The sequence below is a fragment of the Luteibacter sp. Sphag1AF genome, assembly GCF_014192715.1.
GTDB lineage: Bacteria > Pseudomonadota > Gammaproteobacteria > Xanthomonadales > Rhodanobacteraceae > Luteibacter.
This window is the reverse complement of sequence record NZ_JACHYH010000004.1, coordinates 27,848-45,233: the sequence shown is the minus strand read 5'-3', so window position 1 is coordinate 45,233 and position 17,386 is coordinate 27,848. Positions and strand designations below refer to the sequence as shown.

Genomic DNA, 17,386 nt, shown 5'->3' with positions numbered 1-17,386 from the left:
CAGGAGACGACTCATGGTTCGCAAACTCACTCTGGCTCTCGCGCTTGCCCTCGGCGGCGTGGTCGCCACCCCGGCTTTCGCGCAGGACGCTGCTGCTCCGGCGGCCGGCGTCAATCAGTCGCCCACAGCTATCGTGCAGACCATCGCCGACGAACTGTCCAAGGCCATTGAAGGTCATCAGGCAGAACTGAAGAAAGACCCGGAGAAGATGATCGCCGTCATTGACGACGTCTTCCTGCCGCATTTCGACATCGACTACGCCTCGATCCTGGTGCTTGGCCAGAACGCAAGGAGTGCCTCCCCGCAGCAGCGCGAGCGCTTTGCCAAGGCGTTCTACAACTCCATCACCCATCGCTATGCCGAAGGCCTGGTCAACTACACGCGCGGTCGCGTGCAGGTGCTTCCGGGTACGGGCGAGACGAACGACAAGCGCACGCTGGTCCGCACGCAGGTCAAGCTGGACGACGGCAAGTCGGTGTCGGTCGACTACGCTTTCCGCAAGAGCAGCTCGGGCGACTGGAAGGCGTACGACGTGATCATCGAGGGCATCTCGTATGTGACCAACTACCGCAACCAGGTGGATGCGCAGATCAAGAAGGAAGGCCTCGACAAGCTGACCCTGGACCTGGAAACCCAGGGCTCGAAGGCTATCGACGACATGGCCAACCAGAGCGGTCAGGCGAAGAAGTGAGCAACGACGCCTTCACGCTGACGACCGCGACGCCCGGCACCCTCAAGGTGGCCGGTGCGCTGTCGTTCTCGACGGCGGCGGCTGCACTGGAGGCTACCAACGCCGAACTGGCGCGTGGTGGCCAGACGGTGCTGGATCTTTCCGGTGTCACCCATGCTGACAGCGCGGGCCTTGCCTGCCTGTTGGCGGTGCTGGCGGCTCATCGCAGCGAGGGGCGCGCACTGAATGTTGTGCATGTCCCGGCGGGTTTGCATGCGCTGGCGCAGGTATCGGGGGTCGATCAGCTGGTCTGATCGCATCCTCGGGTACGAAAAAAGCCGCCGACCCGGGAGGGTCGGCGGCTTTTTCATGGGCGGGCGGAACGAGTGGGAGGGCTGGCTTACTGCTTTTCGGCCGGCTTGTCGTTCTGGTGTTCCCACTTGTGCTGCTCTTCGAGCAGTTCGTCCGGGTCAAAGCCCTTTTCATCCAGACCCTGCATCTGCTCGATGACGTCTGCCGGCGGGTTGCCGTCGTAAATCTGGTACAGGCGCTGCTGGCGGTAGGCGTCACGCATGAACACGTACGGGTCGTAAGCGGAGGCCAGGAAGCTTTCCGCATCAATGGCGCGGGCACGCAGGGTCACGAGATAGAGCAGCTGCGGCAGGTATTGCTGGCTGTACTTGTAGTCGTGGTTGCGGGCGTAAATGCTGAGCGGATCGAAGAAGTAGCTGTCGACCGGGAGCCTCCAGACGTCGCGTACCGTGGTGGGACCGACGAACGGCAGCACCAGGTAGTCGCCTTCGGGCACGCCCCAGCGGGCCAGGGTCACGCCAAAATCGTTATCTTCCAGCGGGATACCGAGCTGGCTCGCCGGGTCCATGAAGCCCAGCGCGCCGATGGTGAGGTTCACCACGAAACGGCCCGTGGACTGCAGCGCCTGTTTCGGACGGGCCTGGAGCAGGTCGTTGGCTACCGTGATGGGCAGGCGGATATTGGTGTAGAAGTCGCTGAACGCACGGCGGACGGGCGGATTGGTGACCTTCCGGTAACCCACGGCGACCGGGCGGATGATCGCCTTGTCCAGCGAGTCGTTGAACGCGTACATCTTGCGATTGAATTTCTGGGCCGGGTCATCCGTGCGCGGCTTGGCAACGGTGCAGGCGGCCAGCAGGGCAATCGCCAGCAGCGGCAAGGCGCGGCGAAATACTTTGAATATGGCGTTGGCTGGCATTCTGGCGGCTTGGTGGGGGAAGGGGTACCGCTTTATTGTACCGCGTGGTTCTTTAATTTGCACTTGAGCCTTCCTGGCGACCGGTAACCGCGCATCATACGCCCGGGCCAATTGCCAGCCAACGGCCTGGACCGCTAAACTGCACAACCAGAAGTATCTTTATTGTCAAGGATTTGAAATGGCCCGTATTACTGTCGAAGACTGCCTTGAGGTAGTCGACAACCGCTTCGAGCTCGTGCTCATGGCGACGAAGCGCGCCCGCCAGCTCTCCAAGGGTGCCGAGCCGACCATCGATCCGAACAACGACAAGCCCACCGTGCTTTCGCTGCGCGAAATCGCCGAAGGTCGCGTTACCAACCAGATGATCGACGAGATCGACAAGGCCGCGCGTGAGCGTGCCGAGCGCGAGGCGCTTGAGTGGGCCGCGACCGAAGTGGACGACGACCTCTCGAAGGGCGGAGATGACTAATGACGCCGGGTCGCTGTCGACCCCGCACGTCATCTGATCCCGCGTATCCCTCCGGCACGCGGCGCGTTCTGTCGCGCTTGCCGGATTATGCGCCGCGCGTTCTGACACGCGGTTGCATGGAGGCCGTCGCCTGACGCGACGTGACGCCTCCATGGAAGTTATCCCCGTTACTCCGTCGTTGGAAAACACGCCCGTCCCGCCGTATGTGCAGGCGCTGGAAGAGCGCGTGTCCGCTTACCTGCCGCAGCCGCAGGTCATGCGCATCCGTCGCGCCTATATCGTGGGTGCCGAAGCGCATGCCGGGCAGACGCGCAAATCCGGTGAGCCTTACATCACCCATCCGGTTGCGGTGGCGTACATCCTGGCCGAGCTCGGTCTGGATGCCGAAACGATCATCGCCGCGATCCTCCACGACACGCTGGAAGATACGCAGCTGGGTCGCGAGCAACTGGAAGCCGAGTTCGGCCCGGTGGTGGCAGAGCTGGTCGACGGTGTGACCAAGCTCGACAAGATGAGCTTCAGCAGCCGCCAGGAAGCGGATGCGGAGAGTTTCCGCAAAATGCTGCTGGCCATGGCGCGTGACCTGCGCGTCATTCTGATCAAGCTGTCCGATCGGCTGCACAACATGCGCACGCTGGGCGCGAAAGACGGCACCTCGCGTCGCCGCATCGCGCGCGAAACGCTGGAAATTTACGCGCCGATTGCGCAGCGCCTGGGCATGAACAAGTTCAAGGCCGAGTTGCAGGATCTTGGCTTCCGCGCGCTGTATCCGGATCGTCACCGGGTCATCGGCGAGCGCATCCGTGCTGCGTTGGGCAACCGCCGCGAAGCCATGGCCAAGATCGAAATGGCCCTGGAAGCGCGCATGGCGGCCGAGAAGATTCCCGGGCGCGCGGTCAGCCGCATCAAGTCCGCGTGGAGCATCTATTCCAAGATGCGCAATGAGCACAAGACGTTTGCGCAGCTGATGGACGTGTACGGCTTCCGCGTCATCACCGATTCGGCGATGCACTGCTATCAGGCGCTCGGCACCGTGCATGGCCTGTACAAGCCGGTGGATGGCCGTTTCAAGGATTTCATCGCCATTCCGAAGGCCAATGGTTACCAGTCGCTGCACACCGTGCTGCTGGGGCCGTTTGGCGCGCCCATCGAAATCCAGATCCGCACTTCGGAAATGGAGTCGGTGGCCGAGCGTGGCGTGGCGGCCCACTGGGCCTACAAGAGCGATTCGGGTCCGGCCAACAGCGCGCAGGCGCGCGCACGCGAATGGCTTTCCGCGTTGGCAGACAGCCAGGCGCACACGCCGTCGGCTTCCGAGTTCCTTGAGAACGTGAAGATCGACCTGTTCCCGGACGAGGTGTACCTGTTCACGCCGCGCGGAGAAATTTTCTCGCTGCCGCGTAACGCCACCGCGCTCGATTTCGCGTACGCGGTGCACACCGATGTGGGCGACCACGCCGTGGCTGCGCGCGTCGACAAGAAGCTGGTGCCGCTGCGCACACGCCTGACCTCCGGTCAGCAGGTCGAGATCATCACCGCGCCCTCTGCCGTGCCCAACCCGGCATGGCTGGAAGCCGTGGTCACCGGCAAGGCGCGCACGGCGATCCGTCAGTACCTGAAGCATCTCCAGCACGAGGATGCGGTTGATTTCGGTCACCGCATGCTGGATCGCGCTCTGGATGCGCGCGGCATGAACCTCGATGCCGTACCGGCGAAAGCACTGGACCGTTTCCTCGAAGAAGCCAAGCTCAAGCGGCTGGAAGAACTGCTGTCGGACATCGCGCTGGGCAACCGCATGCCTGACCAGGTGGCGGCGCAGCTCATGGCGCTGCTGGGTCCGCGTGACGAAATCACCACGCACGTGCACAACGCGGAGAAAATCCGCATCAGTGGCGCAGAGCGCGGCGTGCTCAGCTTCGGCAACTGCTGCCATCCGCTGCCTGGCGACGAAATCATCGGCTATCTGTCCTCGGGCAAGGGCATCGTCGTGCATCGCGTGGAATGCCCCAACGTGGTCGAATTCCGCAAGTCGCCCGAGCGCTGCGTGGCCATCGAATGGGATCGCGACGTCGCGGGTGACTATCGCGCCGAGTTGCGTATCGAAGTGCTCAATCGCCCCGGCGTGCTTGCCACGGTCGCGGCGGCAATCGCGGATGCCGAATCGAATATCGAGAACGTGGAATACATCGAGCGCGACAGCACCGCTGCCACGCTGCTGTTCGCCATCGAGGTGAGGAACCGCAAGCATCTGGCCGACGTGATGCGCCGCGTGCGCCGCACCGGTGTGGTCAGTGGCGTATACAGGCACCCGCTGTAGCCAGCACAGTGTCGCGCCGCGTGAGCTCAGACTCCTTTAAACTCAGGGTTCGTATCGACCCTGAGAATTTGACATGACCCGCAGCACCATCTCCACCGACAAGGCTCCGTCCGCCATTGGTCCCTACTCGCAGGCTGTGCGTGCAGGGCAGACGGTGTTCTTCTCCGGTCAGATTCCGCTTGACCCGGCAACTGGCGAAATGGTGGCCGGCGACATCACCGCGCAGACGCGTCGCGTGTTCGACAACCTGAAGGCCGTGGCTGAAGCCGCTGGCGGTTCGCTGGCCGATATCGTGCGCGTGGGCATCTACGTCACCGACCTGGGCAACTTCGCAGCGGTCAACGCCGTGATGGCCGACTACTTCCAGCAGCCGTATCCGGCGCGTTCCACCATTGAAGTGTCCGGCCTGCCCAAGGCGGCGCAGGTGGAAGTGGACGCGATCCTCGTCCTGCCCTGATTCCATCGCGGCCTCACGTGTCACCGGCCAAGCCCATGTTGCCCGCTGATGCGGGACATGCTCCTCTCACGTCGCTTGGCGGCGTGGGACCGGCGCTGGCTGAGACGCTGGCGAGGCTTGGCCTGCGGGAAGTGCAGGATCTCTGGTTTCATCTGCCACTGCGCTATGAAGACAAGACCCACGTGCTGCCCATCGCCGACCTGCGCCCGGGTGACCGCGCGCAGGTGGAAGGCACGGTGGAAGCGGTAGAACGCGGGTTTCGCTATCGCCCTCAGCTGAAGGTCGTGATCGGCGACGAATCCGGCCGCTCGCTGACGCTGCGCTTCTTCCACTTTCGCAAGACGCAGATCGAGCAGTTCGCTGTCGGCAGTCGCGTGCTGTGCTTTGGCGAGGTGCGTTACGGCGCGCAGGGGCTGGAAATCGTTCATCCGCAATACCAGATCATCGAGGCTGGAGATCCGGTGGTGGTGGATGAACTGCTGACGCCGATCTATCCGACGACGGAAGGCCTGGGGCCGAAGCGTCTGGCGGGAGTGATTGGCAAAGCGCTGGGACGGCTGCCCACAGACGACAGGCTGGAACTGATTCCTGACGACATCGGCCGGCCGCTCGGATTGTCGTCATTGCGCGATGCGCTGATGTACGTGCACCGGCCGCCGCCGGATACCAACCTCGGCCAGCTGGGCTCGGGTCGTCACCCGGCGCAGCAGCGACTGGCGTTTGAAGAGCTGCTGACCCAGCATCTGACCCTGCGGCGCATGCGTGCGGCGGTCAAGCGGCGCCGCTCGCCCGCGCTGAAGAACGCCGGGGTGCTCCGCGAACAACTGCTGGCAGGCCTTCCTTTTGCACTGACTGGCGCGCAGCAACGCGTGGCGGCAGAAGTGGCGCGCGATGTCGCCCGTGCGCATCCGATGCTGCGCCTCGTGCAGGGCGACGTGGGCAGCGGCAAGACGGTGGTCGCTGCACTTGCCGCGCTGGCTGCGGTGGAAAGCGGCTATCAGGTGGCACTGATGGCACCGACCGAACTTCTTGCAGAACAGCACCTGCGCAATTTCCGCGCGTGGCTTGAGCCGCTTGGGCTGGAAGTCGTCTGGCTTGCGGGCAAGGTACAGGGCAGGGCGCGCAAGGCAGCGCTGGATCGTGCGGCCAACGGTGCGCATGTGGTCGTGGGTACGCACGCGTTGATGCAGGAAGGCGTGGCGTTTTCCAAACTGGGGCTGGTCATCGTGGACGAGCAGCATCGCTTTGGTGTGCATCAGCGTCTGGCGTTGCGCGACAAGGGGGCTGAAGCAGACCTTGTGCCTCATCAACTGGTGCTCACGGCCACACCGATTCCACGCACGCTGGCCATGAGCGCTTACGCCGATCTGGACGTCTCCTCCATCGACGAACTTCCTCCGGGCCGCACGCCGGTGCAGACCATCGCCGTGTCCAACGCGCGACGCGGCGAAGTGATCGGGCGCATACATGCGGCGTGTTCCGAAGGACGGCAGGTGTACTGGGTGTGCACCCTGATCGAGGAGTCTGAGCAGTTGAAGGCGCAGGCCGCTGAAGTCGCGCACGCGGAATTGACCGCTGCGCTGCCAGGACTCGCGGTGGGCCTGATTCACGGACGTCTGAAACCGAAAGAAAAGCAGGCTGTGATGGATGCTTTCAAGGCAGGTGAACTTGCCGTTCTGGTGGCTACCACGGTGATCGAAGTCGGTGTGGACGTGCCCAACGCCAGCCTGATGGTTATCGAGAACAGTGAACGATTGGGACTGGCGCAACTGCATCAGTTGCGCGGTCGTGTAGGGCGCGGTGCCATCGCATCCAATTGTGTGCTGTTGTATCAGGCACCGTTGTCGCGCCTGGCGAAAGAGCGCCTGCAGGTCATGCGCGAGACGAACGACGGGTTTCGCATCGCAGAAAAAGACCTGGAGCTTCGCGGCCCTGGCGAAGTGCTGGGCACCCGGCAAACCGGCCAGCTTCAGTTCCGCATCGCCGACCTCACACGCGATGCCGATCTGATGCCTGATGTGCAGCGCGTGGCGGAAGCCATGATGAAAGATCACCCGGCCCGCTGCGAACAGTTGATTGCACGCTGGGTGGGCGACGCGGCGCGCTACGTGCACGCCTAACGGCGGCTTTCGTGTGGATCATGCCATTGCCACGTAACGCGTGTGCATGCACCAGGCGCGCGGCATCGGTAACACATCAATAGACCGCTAGTTGTAGGCGTTCGTCATGTTCTTGCGCGCGCCGCAAGAATGCGCGTGCTGTCAGTGCTTACTTTTTCTTTTGCCAATTCTCAATTGCGAAAAGACGTCCGAATATGAACGGACGAAAAATGCGCGGCATATCTTCGCCGTCAGGCCGGGCCGCCTTCGGTCGTAACATGGGGAAGGCACACGCTGCGGGTCACAGGAAGTGATCTGCCATCTGACGAGGCGCAGGGAGTTCATGGCAAGTCGCGAACATGGTTCAACGAAGGCGGTACCCCACGGGCTCAGGACTTCCTCGCCTATCCCGATTTTCATGTATCACAACATCGCGCCGTTGCCGCGAGGGGTCACGCGCTACCGTGGGCTTTACGTCAAACCCCGCGCGTTTGCCCATCAGCTTGGCCTGTTGCATGCGCTGGGTTATCGCGCATTGTCCATGTCCGATGCGATGCCCTATCTGCGCGGTGACGAGCACGGGCGCGTTGTCGTCATCACACTGGATGACGGTTACGCCGACAACGTCGACAACGCACTGGCGCTGTTGCAGCACTACGGCTTCACCGCTACCTGCTACGTGGTCAGTGGTGCAGTCGGTCGGTACAACGAATGGGACTCTGAACGTCTGGGTTTGCGAAAGCCCCTGATGAATGCCGATCAGCTTCGTGCCTGGCACGCGGCAGGCATGGAGGTCGGTGCGCACTCCCGTACGCACGCACGATTGAGCCGGTGCAGTCCCTGGGTCATGAAAGACGAAGTGCGCGGCAGCAAAGCGGATCTGGAAGACGTGATCAGCGCGCCGGTTACCCAGTTCTGCTACCCGTATGGCGACGTAAACGACGCAGTGGTGGAAGCCACCCGCGAGGCTGGGTACGAAGGCGCGACCACGGTGCAGCGGGGCCGCGCGGTGCCTGGATCGGACCTGCTGCGGTTGCCCAGGGTGGCGGTGTCTTATCGGCACATCCTGCCGCAGTTCGCGATGCGTGCTTTCACCCGCTACGAGGACAGGCGCGCATGAGGCTTCTGTTTGTCGGTTCGTCCCGCGGGGGTGGCGGGGCTGAAAAGCACATGGTGGCGCTTGCCACGGCGATGGCAGAGGCCGGGCACAGCGTGGGTGCTGCCGTGGATCCCTTAAGCCTTATGGCCAGCGAGTTCGTCGCCACGGACGTGCGCATGTATCCAGCCGCGTTGCGCAACGTGCTGGATATCCGGGGCTACGCCGCGATTGTCCGTGCCATGCGCGATCTGCGGCCTGATGTGCTCGTCAGCAACTTCGGCAAGGAGTACTGGCCGCTCATCCTTCTGGGCTGGCTGTATGGCGTGCGCGTCGCGCTGTTCCGGCATCGGGTCCGGCCCATGAAGCCCTTGTCGCGACGGTTGGTGCCGTGGCTCGCAGACTATTTTTTTGTCGTATCGGAGTACGCACGACGTCGCGCCGTGGATGAGGGCATTCCGTCTGCGCGGGTGCGCGTGCTGTACAACCCCATGGACGTGCGTGCGCTCGGAAAAACCTGTCCCAGACAGCGGCATAAATTGTTGAATGAGTTGGGGCTGGACGAGCACGCCATCGTGGTCGGCTACGTGGGGCGTCTGCACGAAGGGAAGGGTGTCTACGTCCTGCTTGACGCATTGCGCGAGGCGATGGCGGCCGAGCCGAGACTGCATTGCGTGTGGCTTGGCAGCGGCATCGACACGCCGCGCCTCACGGCGAGCATTGCCGCCGACTCATTTGCCGCGCGCCATCACATGCTCGGATGGGTCAACGACCCGTCGCCCTATTACCACGTGTTTTCGATGCTGGCTTTTCCGTCTACCGAGCCGGAGACGTTCGGGCGGTCGTCGGCTGAGGCGCAGGCAGCGGGTGTGCCGGTGCTTGCCAGCGAACTGGGCGGTTTGCCGGAAACCCTGGTGCCCGGTGTGACGGGCCTGCTGTTGCCTCCGGATGATGCCGCTGCCTGGCGCGATGCCATTCTCGCGATGTGTGATCCAGGCCGCAGGGCGCCGATGGCCGAGGCAGCGCGTCCTTTCGTGCAGCGCTCTTTCAGCAATGCGCTGATCGCGGCGGAGTTCGCACACGTGCTTCGCAGATAGCGATCAGGTTCGTGCGCGAAGCCGGGCTTTCAGCGTGGCGGCGATGCTCTCGGTTTCGCGCAGCGGGATCTGCTCTGGGGGCGTGATGGCTGTGGTGTCGTGCAATCTTCCACTGGCGCGAAGGCTGGCATGGAACCGGGCGATGCGCGGGGGCAGGGCGTTGGCGGCGAAGGTGTGCACCGGGCGGCCCGTGGCGCAGGCTTCGGAGATCATGTTCACCGAATCGGGTGTGACCAGGAAACGGTCAGCCCAGCCCAGTACGCCCGGATACGGATTGGGACCGTCCTCATCGCTGGCCCAGATGAATCCGGGCAGATCCCGTAAGGTTGCGCGCAATGCGGACACGGCGGGGGCGGGCGTACGGCGTGACACCACGGTCATGACGCTGCCGCCATCCAGGATGTGGCGCGCCGCGATGGCGTCGATGAGGTGGCCGACGGCCTTCGCGTCAAAGGGCATGTCCCGGCGCGGCCCTCCCACCAACACGGCAAGCCGGGGGCCCTTCAGGTCGGACAGCGAGGCAAACGCATCGCGCCCATCGCCCAGCCATTGATCGTCGACCGGGTTGAGTGATCCTGCGGTTGTGATGACATTCGGCCCCGCGAGGCCGTCGTGCCGGGGGGCAATCACCACGTCCCAGTGCTTGGGTGAAACCCGTGGGTCAAGAATCTGCACAACGAGCGTGGCGCCGCCCGAGCGCACCCGCAGCCGCCGCGTGAGCAGGGCAGCGGCCCGTCCGCAGCCAATGGCAATGCGGGGCCACGGCGGCGAAAAGCAGGCACCATCGCGGCGGCAGGCACGATCGACGCCCGGCAACATCCGGGGGGCCAGCCACGACCAGGGGGCCCGGAGCGAGAGGATGAACTCGCGCACCGGCATGCCCAGTGCCTCGGCCAGCGCCAGGGCCTGGCGCCGGTTGCCCGCCGCGCCATCGGTCACAACCCAGCATTCGCCCGTGGTGGTCACGCGGTGGGAACCCTCGTCAGGTCGATTGTTGTCGTATTTCGCACACTACGTTCCTCATTGCGTCGGTTCACGGCACCATTGTCCCGCTTACACTGTGTGGATGCCGACAGTGCCGGCCCGACTGACCCATAAAGGATAACCATGACTGCTCCGCTGAACGATGCCGCCCTCGACCAGCTGTTCCTGACCGCCCGCACCTATAACGCGTGGCTTGAGAAGGAAGTGACCGACGAGCAACTGCATCGCCTGTATGAGCTGGCGAAGTTCGGCCCGACGGCCGCCAACTCCTCGCCGATGCGCGTGGTGTTTGTGAAGTCGGCCCAGGCCAAGGAAAAGTTGAAGCCTGCACTTTCGGAAAATAACGTGGCCAAGACGATGGCTGCCCCGGTCACTGCCATCGTGGCGACGGATTTCGAGTTCTACGAAAAGCTTCCCAAGTTGTTCCCCCATGCTGATGCGCGCGCCTGGTTCGTGGGCAACGAGCCCAACATCCAGGCCACCGGCTTCCGCAACGGCTCGCTGCAGGGCGCCTATCTGATGATGGCGGCCCGCGCTCTGGGCCTGGACTGTGGTCCGATGTCCGGCTTCGACAACGCGGCAGTCGATGCGGCGTTCTTCGCCGGCACCGCCATCAAGTCCAATTTCATCGTGAACATCGGTTACGGTGACGCGAATACCAACCTGTTCGGCCGCCTGCCGCGCCTGGATTTCGACGAAGCGGCGACCATCGCCTGATTCCAAGGGCGGCAGCCTCGTACTGCCGTCCGCCCCTTGCAGTACCCACCCCGCAGCTGGAGATAACCATGCGCGCAATCCGTTACCTCGCTCTCGCCGGTCTGATCGCCGCCGGTTCGGCCCAGGCCGCCCCGGTCAACTACACCCTGGACGCTGGCCATACCATGGTCCTGTTCAGCTGGAACCACATGGGCTTCTCCAACCCGACCGCCAACCTCGGCGGCGTGCAGGGCACGCTCGTCTATGACGAAGCCGCCCCGACGAAGTCCAGCGTGGAAGTGACCCTGCCGCTGTCGGCTCTGGACACCCATGTGCCTGCGCTTGACGATCACCTGAAGAAGCCGGACTTCTTCGATGCCGCCAAGTACCCGGACATCACCTTCAAGAGCACGAAGGTCGCTGCCGCTGGCAAGGGCAAGCTGAATGTCACCGGCGACCTCACGGTCCACGGTGTCACCAAGCCGGTGACGCTTGCCGTCACGATCAACAAGGTGGGTGAGCACCCGATGCTGAAGGCTCAGGCGGCCGGCTTCGACGCTGTCGCCTCGATCAAGCGTTCGGACTTTGGCATGGGCGCTTATGTGCCCAACGTGTCGGACGAGATCAAGATCCGCATCACGACCGAAGCCATCGAATCGGAAGCCTATAAGGCCAAGATGGGCGGCAAGTAAGAGCCAGCGCCCTCCGGGCCCGCGTTCAGAGCCCGCGCCGGTGACGGCGCGGGTTTTTTTTTGCTCATCTTCCTTCGGCTATCTCCTGTTAACATGCCCTCTTCGACCGAATCGACGTACTTTCGGAGCACCATCATGACTGTTACCGACGCGGCGCTGCCGCTGAAGCCCGCCAACGCAGAAAACCGTTACGAGGTCACCCGTGCGGATCTGCCCCTGTCATGCCCGATGCCGGGCATGCATCTGTGGAATTCACATCCGCGGGTGTATCTGCCTATCGAGACGGAAGGTGGTGAGTCGGTGTGTTCCTATTGCGGTGCCCGCTACATCCTGCGCGACTGATTCGGCGCAAGCCGGTACGTAACCTGATTGCCGATTCGGCAGACCATTCCGGATAACCACCATGGCCGCCGAAATCACCCAGAGCCCCAAGGCGATGACGGTCGTACAGCTGATCCCCGCGTTGCATGCCGGTGGAGCTGAGCGGTCGACGCTTGAGATTGCGCGCGCCCTCGTGGCCGCAGGTCATACGTCGGTCGTGGTATCGGCCGGCGGTGGGCTCGTGGCGCAGCTGGAAGCCGAAGGCAGCCGGCACGTCACGTTGCCCATCGGACGCAAGTCGTTGTCCACGTTGTTCACCGTTGGCAAGCTGCGCAAGCTGTTTCGCGAACTGAAGCCTGACGTGGTTCACGCCCGTTCGCGCCTGCCGGCGTGGATTGGCTGGTGGGCCATGCGGGGTGTGAAGCCGCGCCCGCATTTCGTCACTACGGTGCACGGGTTGAACAGCCCGGGCCGTTACAGTGCGGTGCTGATGCGCGGCGAGCGGGTCATTGTGGTGTCGCAGACCCTGCGTGATTACGTGCTGCGCCACTATCCCAGCCTGGACACCGCACGCATCGCCGTCGTGCCGCGTGGCATTGATACGGATGCCTTTCCTTATGGCTATCGTCCGGACGACAGCTGGCAGCAGGCCTTTTTTGAACAGTATCCGCAGTTGGCCGGTGCGCCGCTGCTGACGCTGCCCGGACGCGGCACGCGCCTGAAAGGCCATCGTGACGCCATCGAGTTGCTGGCCGATCTGGATCACCGCGCCATCGACGCGCGCCTGCTGCTGCTGGGCGCCGACGAGCCCGGGCGCGAGGCCTATGTCGCCGAGCTGCGCCAGTTGATTCACGAGCGCAACCTGGACGACAAGGTGGTGATTTCTCCCACCCGTCCGGACGTGCGGGATGTCTACGCGATGTCCGCGCTGGTGCTCCAGCTGTCCACCCGTCCGGAGTCGTTCGGGCGCACGGTGGTGGAAGCGCTGGCCATGTGCCGTCCGGTCATGGGGTATGCCCATGGCGGCGTCGGCGAGCTTCTGGCCGAGCTTTATCCGGCGGGACGCGTTCCGCTGGGGGATCGCGAGAAGCTGGTGGAGCGTGCGGCGGAGTTGCTTCGCTTCGCGCCGTCCATTCCGCCGCCGCGCAGCTATCGCCTCGTGGACATGCAGAACGCCACGCTTTCGCTGTACGCCGAAGTAGTTGCCGGCACCTGACCCGTCCGCGCCCGGTGGGGAGGCACGCACGTCTATAATCGCGTCGGTCTCCTTCTATGGTCATTCCATGTCGCTGAAAGCCGCGCTCCGTTCGCCCCTTTTGCCGATATGGCTGGTCCCGGCACTTCTGCCGTTCGGGCGCAGTGCGGAGCTTGGCGTGGTCCTCTCGCTGATCGGCGCTCTGCTGCTGATTGCGCGCGAGCCGCGCGCGCTGGAAAGCCATCCGGGAGCGCGCCTTTTCCTGATGCTTTTTGCGGCCTACGCACTGGCCGCACTCATTTCTGCCGTGGATGCCGTGGCTCCCGGCCGCACACTGGGAACAGTGGCTGGCATCCTGCGTTTTGCGCCTTTGGGGGTGTACACGTGCTTTGCGATGCGTCGCCCGGGCAAGGTCCGCGCGCTGTACCTGTGGACGGGTGTGGTCGTGGCGCTGTGGGTGGCAGATGCCTGGGTGCAGGCTCTTACGGGGTGGGGGCTGCGCGGCATGTCCAATCCCGAACGTCTTTCGGGTTTGTTCGGGGCCGACAATCTGAAGCTTGGCCCCGCACTGGCCGCATTCGCGCCCTTTGCGTTGTGGGCCGCGCGCGAGCGCTGGGGCTGGCGGGGTCTGCTGCTCGCCTATCTGCTGGTGCTAGGCCCGGTGCTGCTGTCGGGCGCGCGCGCGGCATGGATCTGCTACGGGCTGGTGGGCCTGGCTTTCCTGTGGCGTGAAAGCCGCACGCCTTTGCGATTCGCGGCGTTCTGCGCGGCGGGCGCTCTCGCGCTGGTCGCTGCGCTGGGTATCGGCTGGAAGGTGTCGCCGCGCATGCATGACCGCATCGCGCATACGCTGGTCGTGACGCAGGGGTCGGAGGCATCGCTGAACACGGCGCTGACTGGCCGCCTGGAAATCTGGAAGACCGCTCTTCGCATGTTTGCCGATCACCCGATCAATGGCGTTGGCGTGCGCGGCTTCCGCAATGCTTACCCCTCCTACACCACCACCGACGACCGCTTCGTTGGCATCGAGCGCTGCGCGGTGGGCGAGGGCGCCTGTCACGCCCACCAGCTGCTGCTGGAGATCGCGACTGAAACCGGCGTGCTTGGATTGCTGTGCTGGGCGGCGGGGCTGGTGATCGCATGGCGTGCGTGGCGTCGTGCCGGGCCCGAGGGCCGCGCGCGAGCCTTCCCGGCCACCGTGGCGCTGGCCGCGATGCTGTTTCCGCTGAACACGCACATGGCCTTCTATTCCGCATGGTGGGGCCTGGTGTTCTGGTGGCTGCTCGCGGTGTGGGCGGCCGCGCTGTATGCGGACCTCAGCGATGGGGAGCCCGTGCGTGCGTGAGCCGTTGTCGGTGGTCGTGACCACGTTGGACAACGAAGACACGCTGGACGCGTGCCTGGCCTCCGTACGCTGGGCCGACGAAATTGTGGTGCTGGATTCGGGCTCAACCGATCGCACGGAGTCGATTGCCCGGAGCTACGGTGCCGTATTCCGCGTGCAGCCGTTCGCGGGATACAGCGCCCAGAAACAGGCGGCCATTGATCTGGCCACGCATCGTTGGGTGCTATTGCTGGATTCCGACGAGGCGCTGCCGGCCCTGGCAGCGGATGTCGTGCGCGAGGCTCTGGTCGCGCCGCAGGTGGCAGGGTTCAAGCTCTGGCGCCGGGAGTGGGTGTTCTGGCGGTGGCAGGCAAACCGCACGCGGCTCAATCACTACGTGCGGCTGTTTGACCGCGAGCGCGCGCGCATGAGCGGCCACGAGGTACACGAAAGCATCGAAGTGGACGGGCCGGTCCAGCAGCTTGCCGCCGTGATCGACCACTACGGCGAGCGCGATATCGCCGGTCGGGTGGACAAGGCCAACCGCTATTCCACGCTACAGGTAGACGACCGTCATACCCGCGCGCCGAGAGCGCTGCGGTTGCGCATGGTTTTTTATTCGGGTGTGGCCTTCACCCGTTACTACTTTGTGCGCGGGCATTACCGCGCGGGCTGGGCCGGATTCATCGCGGCCCGTGTCCATGCGTTCTATGCGTTTCTGAAGTACGCCAAGCTCTACGAGAAACGTCGCCGCGAGCGGGATTCAGGCCGCCATTGACGTCGTGTGCGAGGTGATGCCGAAGGCATCCGTCACCAGGGCGCATGCCTGCTGACGCAGCGCCTCGCGCTTGCGGAAGGCACTGCGGTGCTTGCTTTCGACATCGGCTTCCAGGCGTTTTTCCTCGTACAGCGGAAGGTCGAAGAAGCCATCGGGGGCGGCGATTCCGCCGCTTTCCGTCCAGAAGCCGTCGTAGTCGGCCTTGATCTTGTTGGCGATGCGCGCGAACGGATGGTTCGCGTTGCCCACCGCGCGAATGCGCTGGACGCCGAAGCCTTCGGCCAGCGCATGGATGGCCGAAAGCAGCAGGTTCTTCGGGCGCAGGCCGTGGCACTGTTTGGTCAGTTCGCGGATGGCTTCACGCCCGGCGCCCGACGTCGCACCCTGGATGCAGCCAATAAGGAGCGTCTTGCCACCATCGGCGAAGGTCACGGTGGCAAAAGAGAGTCGCTGGCCCTGCGCATTCTGCAGATAGATCGACAACTCCCCCTCATGGCCGCGAAGTTCCGGCGCCTTGAGCACAAGATTCAGCTCGCTGCCGTCGCGCAGGATCACCGCACCGAGGTTCGCCGTGCGCTCGTGATACAGCTTGCTGAAAAGGTGCGAAGGAAAGCTCTGCGACGCGAAGAGATAATGCGCGTACAGGATCTCCAGCTTCTGTGCCCGGCTGAGGCCCAGATGGATGAAGCGGTGCTGGTAACGTTCGACCAGCGTCCGGTCTTTCGCTGCCACGGCAGGCATGCCCGGGGTCTGTTCAAGGAACGTGAGCCAGCGATTGTGGCCCTTCCACTCGACAGCGCTGCGCACGGCATATTTCAGCGTGGACACGGCCCCACTCGCACGCGAGCGGTGCCATTCACTCCGGCCGGAAAGCGAACGAATGAATCGCGCGAGCGATGACATCTGGAACCTTGGACTGTGGGGACAGTAGAGGTTCTACGCCCGCAAGTTTTCGCGAAACTTTCACGAAAAACCTGCTTCGGCAGGCGGTTCAGCAAGTCGTTCAGCGAGCCATTCAGTAAATCGGCGGCTCGCCCGGCGGCCGGGTCTTGAAGCGTTTGTGCACCCACAGGTACTGCTCGGGCGCTTCGCGAACCATCTGCTCGATGGCGAGGTTGACTCGCTCGGTATCGCCCGCGGCATCCTTGCTGGGGAAACCCTCAAGCGGTGCTCCCAGGCGTAATACGTAACCCGTGGCATCCGCGCGACGACGATGAAAGAAAGGAATGACCACGGCGTTGGAAAGGCGGGCCAGGTGATGGGTCGCCGTGATGGTGGCCGCTGGCACGCCGAAGAAGGGCGCGAACACGTTGTCCTTGCTGCGCATGTCCTGATCGGGTGCGTACCAGAGTGTGCCGCCTGCACGCAGGTACTTCACCGTGCCGCGCAGGTCGTCCTTGTCGAACATCGCCTCGGCGTAGCCCAGGCGCGCGCGCAGCACGATCCATTCGAATACGTCCGAGTCCATGCGCCGGTACATGCCGGAGATGCGGATGCGCTGCGACACCAGTCGCGCGCACAGCTCCAGATGCGAGAAGTGACCGCCCACCAGCAGCACGCCACGGCCTGCCGCGCGCGCGGATTCCAGATGCTCCAGCCCTTCGATGTCGATGGGCACGCGCGCAATGGCGTGGTTGGTGCCGAGCCAGCCCAGAGCGAACTCCACAAGCATCATGCCCACGTCGCGCAGGTTCGCGGTGACCAGCGCCTTCTGCTCATCGGGCGACAGATGCGGAAAGCACAGGCCGATGTTGATCGCCGCGATACGGCGACGGCCGGAATTGAGGTGAAGCGCGAGGCCGCCCAGCAGCCGGCCGAGGCCCATCAGGACGCGAAACGGCAGCCGGGCGATCAGCCAGATGACGCCCACGCCTATCCAGGCGGGCCAGTGGCGCGGCATCAGCAGCGAGCGGGAGAACGAGGGGCGTGGTGTACCTGGCATGGTCGGGGATTGTAACGT

General features: G+C 64.1%; 18 protein-coding genes. 14 read left to right on the top strand and 4 right to left on the bottom strand.

The annotated features are described in order from the left end of the window. Positions 1-13: 13 nt before the first annotated feature. Both FHW69_RS11940 and FHW69_RS11935 read left to right on the top strand, forming a co-directional pair. Positions 14-691 carry an ABC transporter substrate-binding protein gene (locus FHW69_RS11940; protein ID WP_183423301.1) on the top strand — a complete coding sequence of 226 codons (678 nt, stop codon included), beginning with the start codon at positions 14-16 and terminating at the stop codon, positions 689-691. Further along, positions 688-984, top strand: a complete 297-nt coding sequence (locus FHW69_RS11935; protein ID WP_183423300.1) for an STAS domain-containing protein — start codon at positions 688-690, stop codon at positions 982-984. The genes FHW69_RS11940 and FHW69_RS11935 overlap by 4 nt, the downstream gene beginning before the upstream one ends. A gap of 86 nt (positions 985-1,070) precedes the next feature. On the opposite strand, the gene FHW69_RS11930 is transcribed toward FHW69_RS11935, so the two are convergent. Next, positions 1,071-1,901, bottom strand: coding sequence for a VacJ family lipoprotein (locus FHW69_RS11930; RefSeq protein ID WP_183423299.1), 831 nt, complete (start codon positions 1,899-1,901; stop codon positions 1,071-1,073). A 178-nt stretch (positions 1,902-2,079) separates the two neighbouring features. Here FHW69_RS11930 and rpoZ point away from each other — a divergent pair, with 178 nt between their 5' ends. The 6 genes from rpoZ (at position 2,080) to FHW69_RS11900 (ending at position 9,436) form a co-directional block, all read left to right on the top strand. Continuing rightward, entirely contained in the window at positions 2,080-2,370 is a 291-nt protein-coding gene (gene rpoZ, locus FHW69_RS11925; protein ID WP_183423298.1) for a DNA-directed RNA polymerase subunit omega, read from the top strand. A 151-nt stretch (positions 2,371-2,521) separates the two neighbouring features. Continuing rightward, on the top strand, positions 2,522-4,687 hold the full coding sequence (locus FHW69_RS11920; RefSeq protein ID WP_183423297.1) for a bifunctional (p)ppGpp synthetase/guanosine-3',5'-bis(diphosphate) 3'-pyrophosphohydrolase: 2,166 nt from the start codon (positions 2,522-2,524) through the stop codon (positions 4,685-4,687). Positions 4,688-4,760: 73 nt separating this feature from the next. Further along, the gene (locus FHW69_RS11915) at positions 4,761-5,144 is read left to right on the top strand and encodes a RidA family protein (protein WP_183423296.1); all 384 of its coding nucleotides are present in this window, start codon (positions 4,761-4,763) and stop codon (positions 5,142-5,144) included. A 35-nt stretch (positions 5,145-5,179) separates the two neighbouring features. Next, a complete protein-coding gene (gene recG, locus FHW69_RS11910) occupies positions 5,180-7,264 on the top strand; it encodes an ATP-dependent DNA helicase RecG (protein ID WP_183423295.1) in 2,085 nt (694 codons plus the stop codon). A gap of 397 nt (positions 7,265-7,661) precedes the next feature. Continuing rightward, a complete protein-coding gene (locus FHW69_RS11905) occupies positions 7,662-8,363 on the top strand; it encodes a polysaccharide deacetylase family protein (protein WP_183423294.1) in 702 nt (233 codons plus the stop codon). Beyond that, entirely contained in the window at positions 8,360-9,436 is a 1,077-nt protein-coding gene (locus FHW69_RS11900) for a glycosyltransferase family 4 protein (protein ID WP_183423293.1), read from the top strand. Before FHW69_RS11905 ends, FHW69_RS11900 begins: the two co-directional genes overlap by 4 nt. Before the next feature lie 3 nt (positions 9,437-9,439). Here FHW69_RS11900 and FHW69_RS11895 read toward each other — a convergent pair whose 3' ends face one another. Then, positions 9,440-10,402: a mitochondrial fission ELM1 family protein gene (locus FHW69_RS11895; RefSeq protein WP_183423292.1), complete on the bottom strand. Its 963-nt coding sequence runs from the start codon at positions 10,400-10,402 to the stop codon at positions 9,440-9,442. A 141-nt stretch (positions 10,403-10,543) separates the two neighbouring features. On the opposite strand from FHW69_RS11895, the gene FHW69_RS11890 reads away from it, so the two are divergent. From FHW69_RS11890 to FHW69_RS11865, 6 genes are all read left to right on the top strand, one after another. Next, positions 10,544-11,137, top strand: a complete 594-nt coding sequence (locus FHW69_RS11890; protein WP_183423291.1) for a malonic semialdehyde reductase — start codon at positions 10,544-10,546, stop codon at positions 11,135-11,137. Between the two features lie 68 nt (positions 11,138-11,205). Then, complete coding sequence (locus FHW69_RS11885; RefSeq protein WP_183423290.1) at positions 11,206-11,808, top strand: YceI family protein; 603 nt, start codon at positions 11,206-11,208, stop codon at positions 11,806-11,808. Positions 11,809-11,943: 135 nt separating this feature from the next. Next, on the top strand, positions 11,944-12,150 hold the full coding sequence (locus FHW69_RS11880) for a zinc-finger domain-containing protein (protein WP_183423289.1): 207 nt from the start codon (positions 11,944-11,946) through the stop codon (positions 12,148-12,150). 61 nt (positions 12,151-12,211) lie between these two features. Then, entirely contained in the window at positions 12,212-13,345 is a 1,134-nt protein-coding gene (locus tag FHW69_RS11875; protein ID WP_183423288.1) for a glycosyltransferase, read from the top strand. A gap of 67 nt (positions 13,346-13,412) precedes the next feature. After that, positions 13,413-14,669 (top strand): O-antigen ligase family protein, encoded by a 1,257-nt coding sequence (locus FHW69_RS11870; protein WP_183423287.1) that lies wholly within the window; start codon positions 13,413-13,415, stop codon positions 14,667-14,669. After that, the gene (locus FHW69_RS11865; protein ID WP_183423286.1) at positions 14,647-15,426 is read left to right on the top strand and encodes a glycosyltransferase family 2 protein; all 780 of its coding nucleotides are present in this window, start codon (positions 14,647-14,649) and stop codon (positions 15,424-15,426) included. Before FHW69_RS11870 ends, FHW69_RS11865 begins: the two co-directional genes overlap by 23 nt. On the opposite strand, the gene FHW69_RS11860 is transcribed toward FHW69_RS11865, so the two are convergent. Together FHW69_RS11860 and lpxL are read right to left on the bottom strand one after the other, a co-directional pair. Then, a complete protein-coding gene (locus FHW69_RS11860) occupies positions 15,412-16,254 on the bottom strand; it encodes a DUF535 family protein (RefSeq protein ID WP_183423285.1) in 843 nt (280 codons plus the stop codon). The two genes, FHW69_RS11865 and FHW69_RS11860, sit on opposite strands and share 15 nt — an antisense overlap. 187 nt (positions 16,255-16,441) lie before the next feature. Then, positions 16,442-17,368: an LpxL/LpxP family Kdo(2)-lipid IV(A) lauroyl/palmitoleoyl acyltransferase gene (gene lpxL / locus FHW69_RS11855; protein WP_183423284.1), complete on the bottom strand. Its 927-nt coding sequence runs from the start codon at positions 17,366-17,368 to the stop codon at positions 16,442-16,444. Positions 17,369-17,386 lie beyond the last annotated feature (18 nt).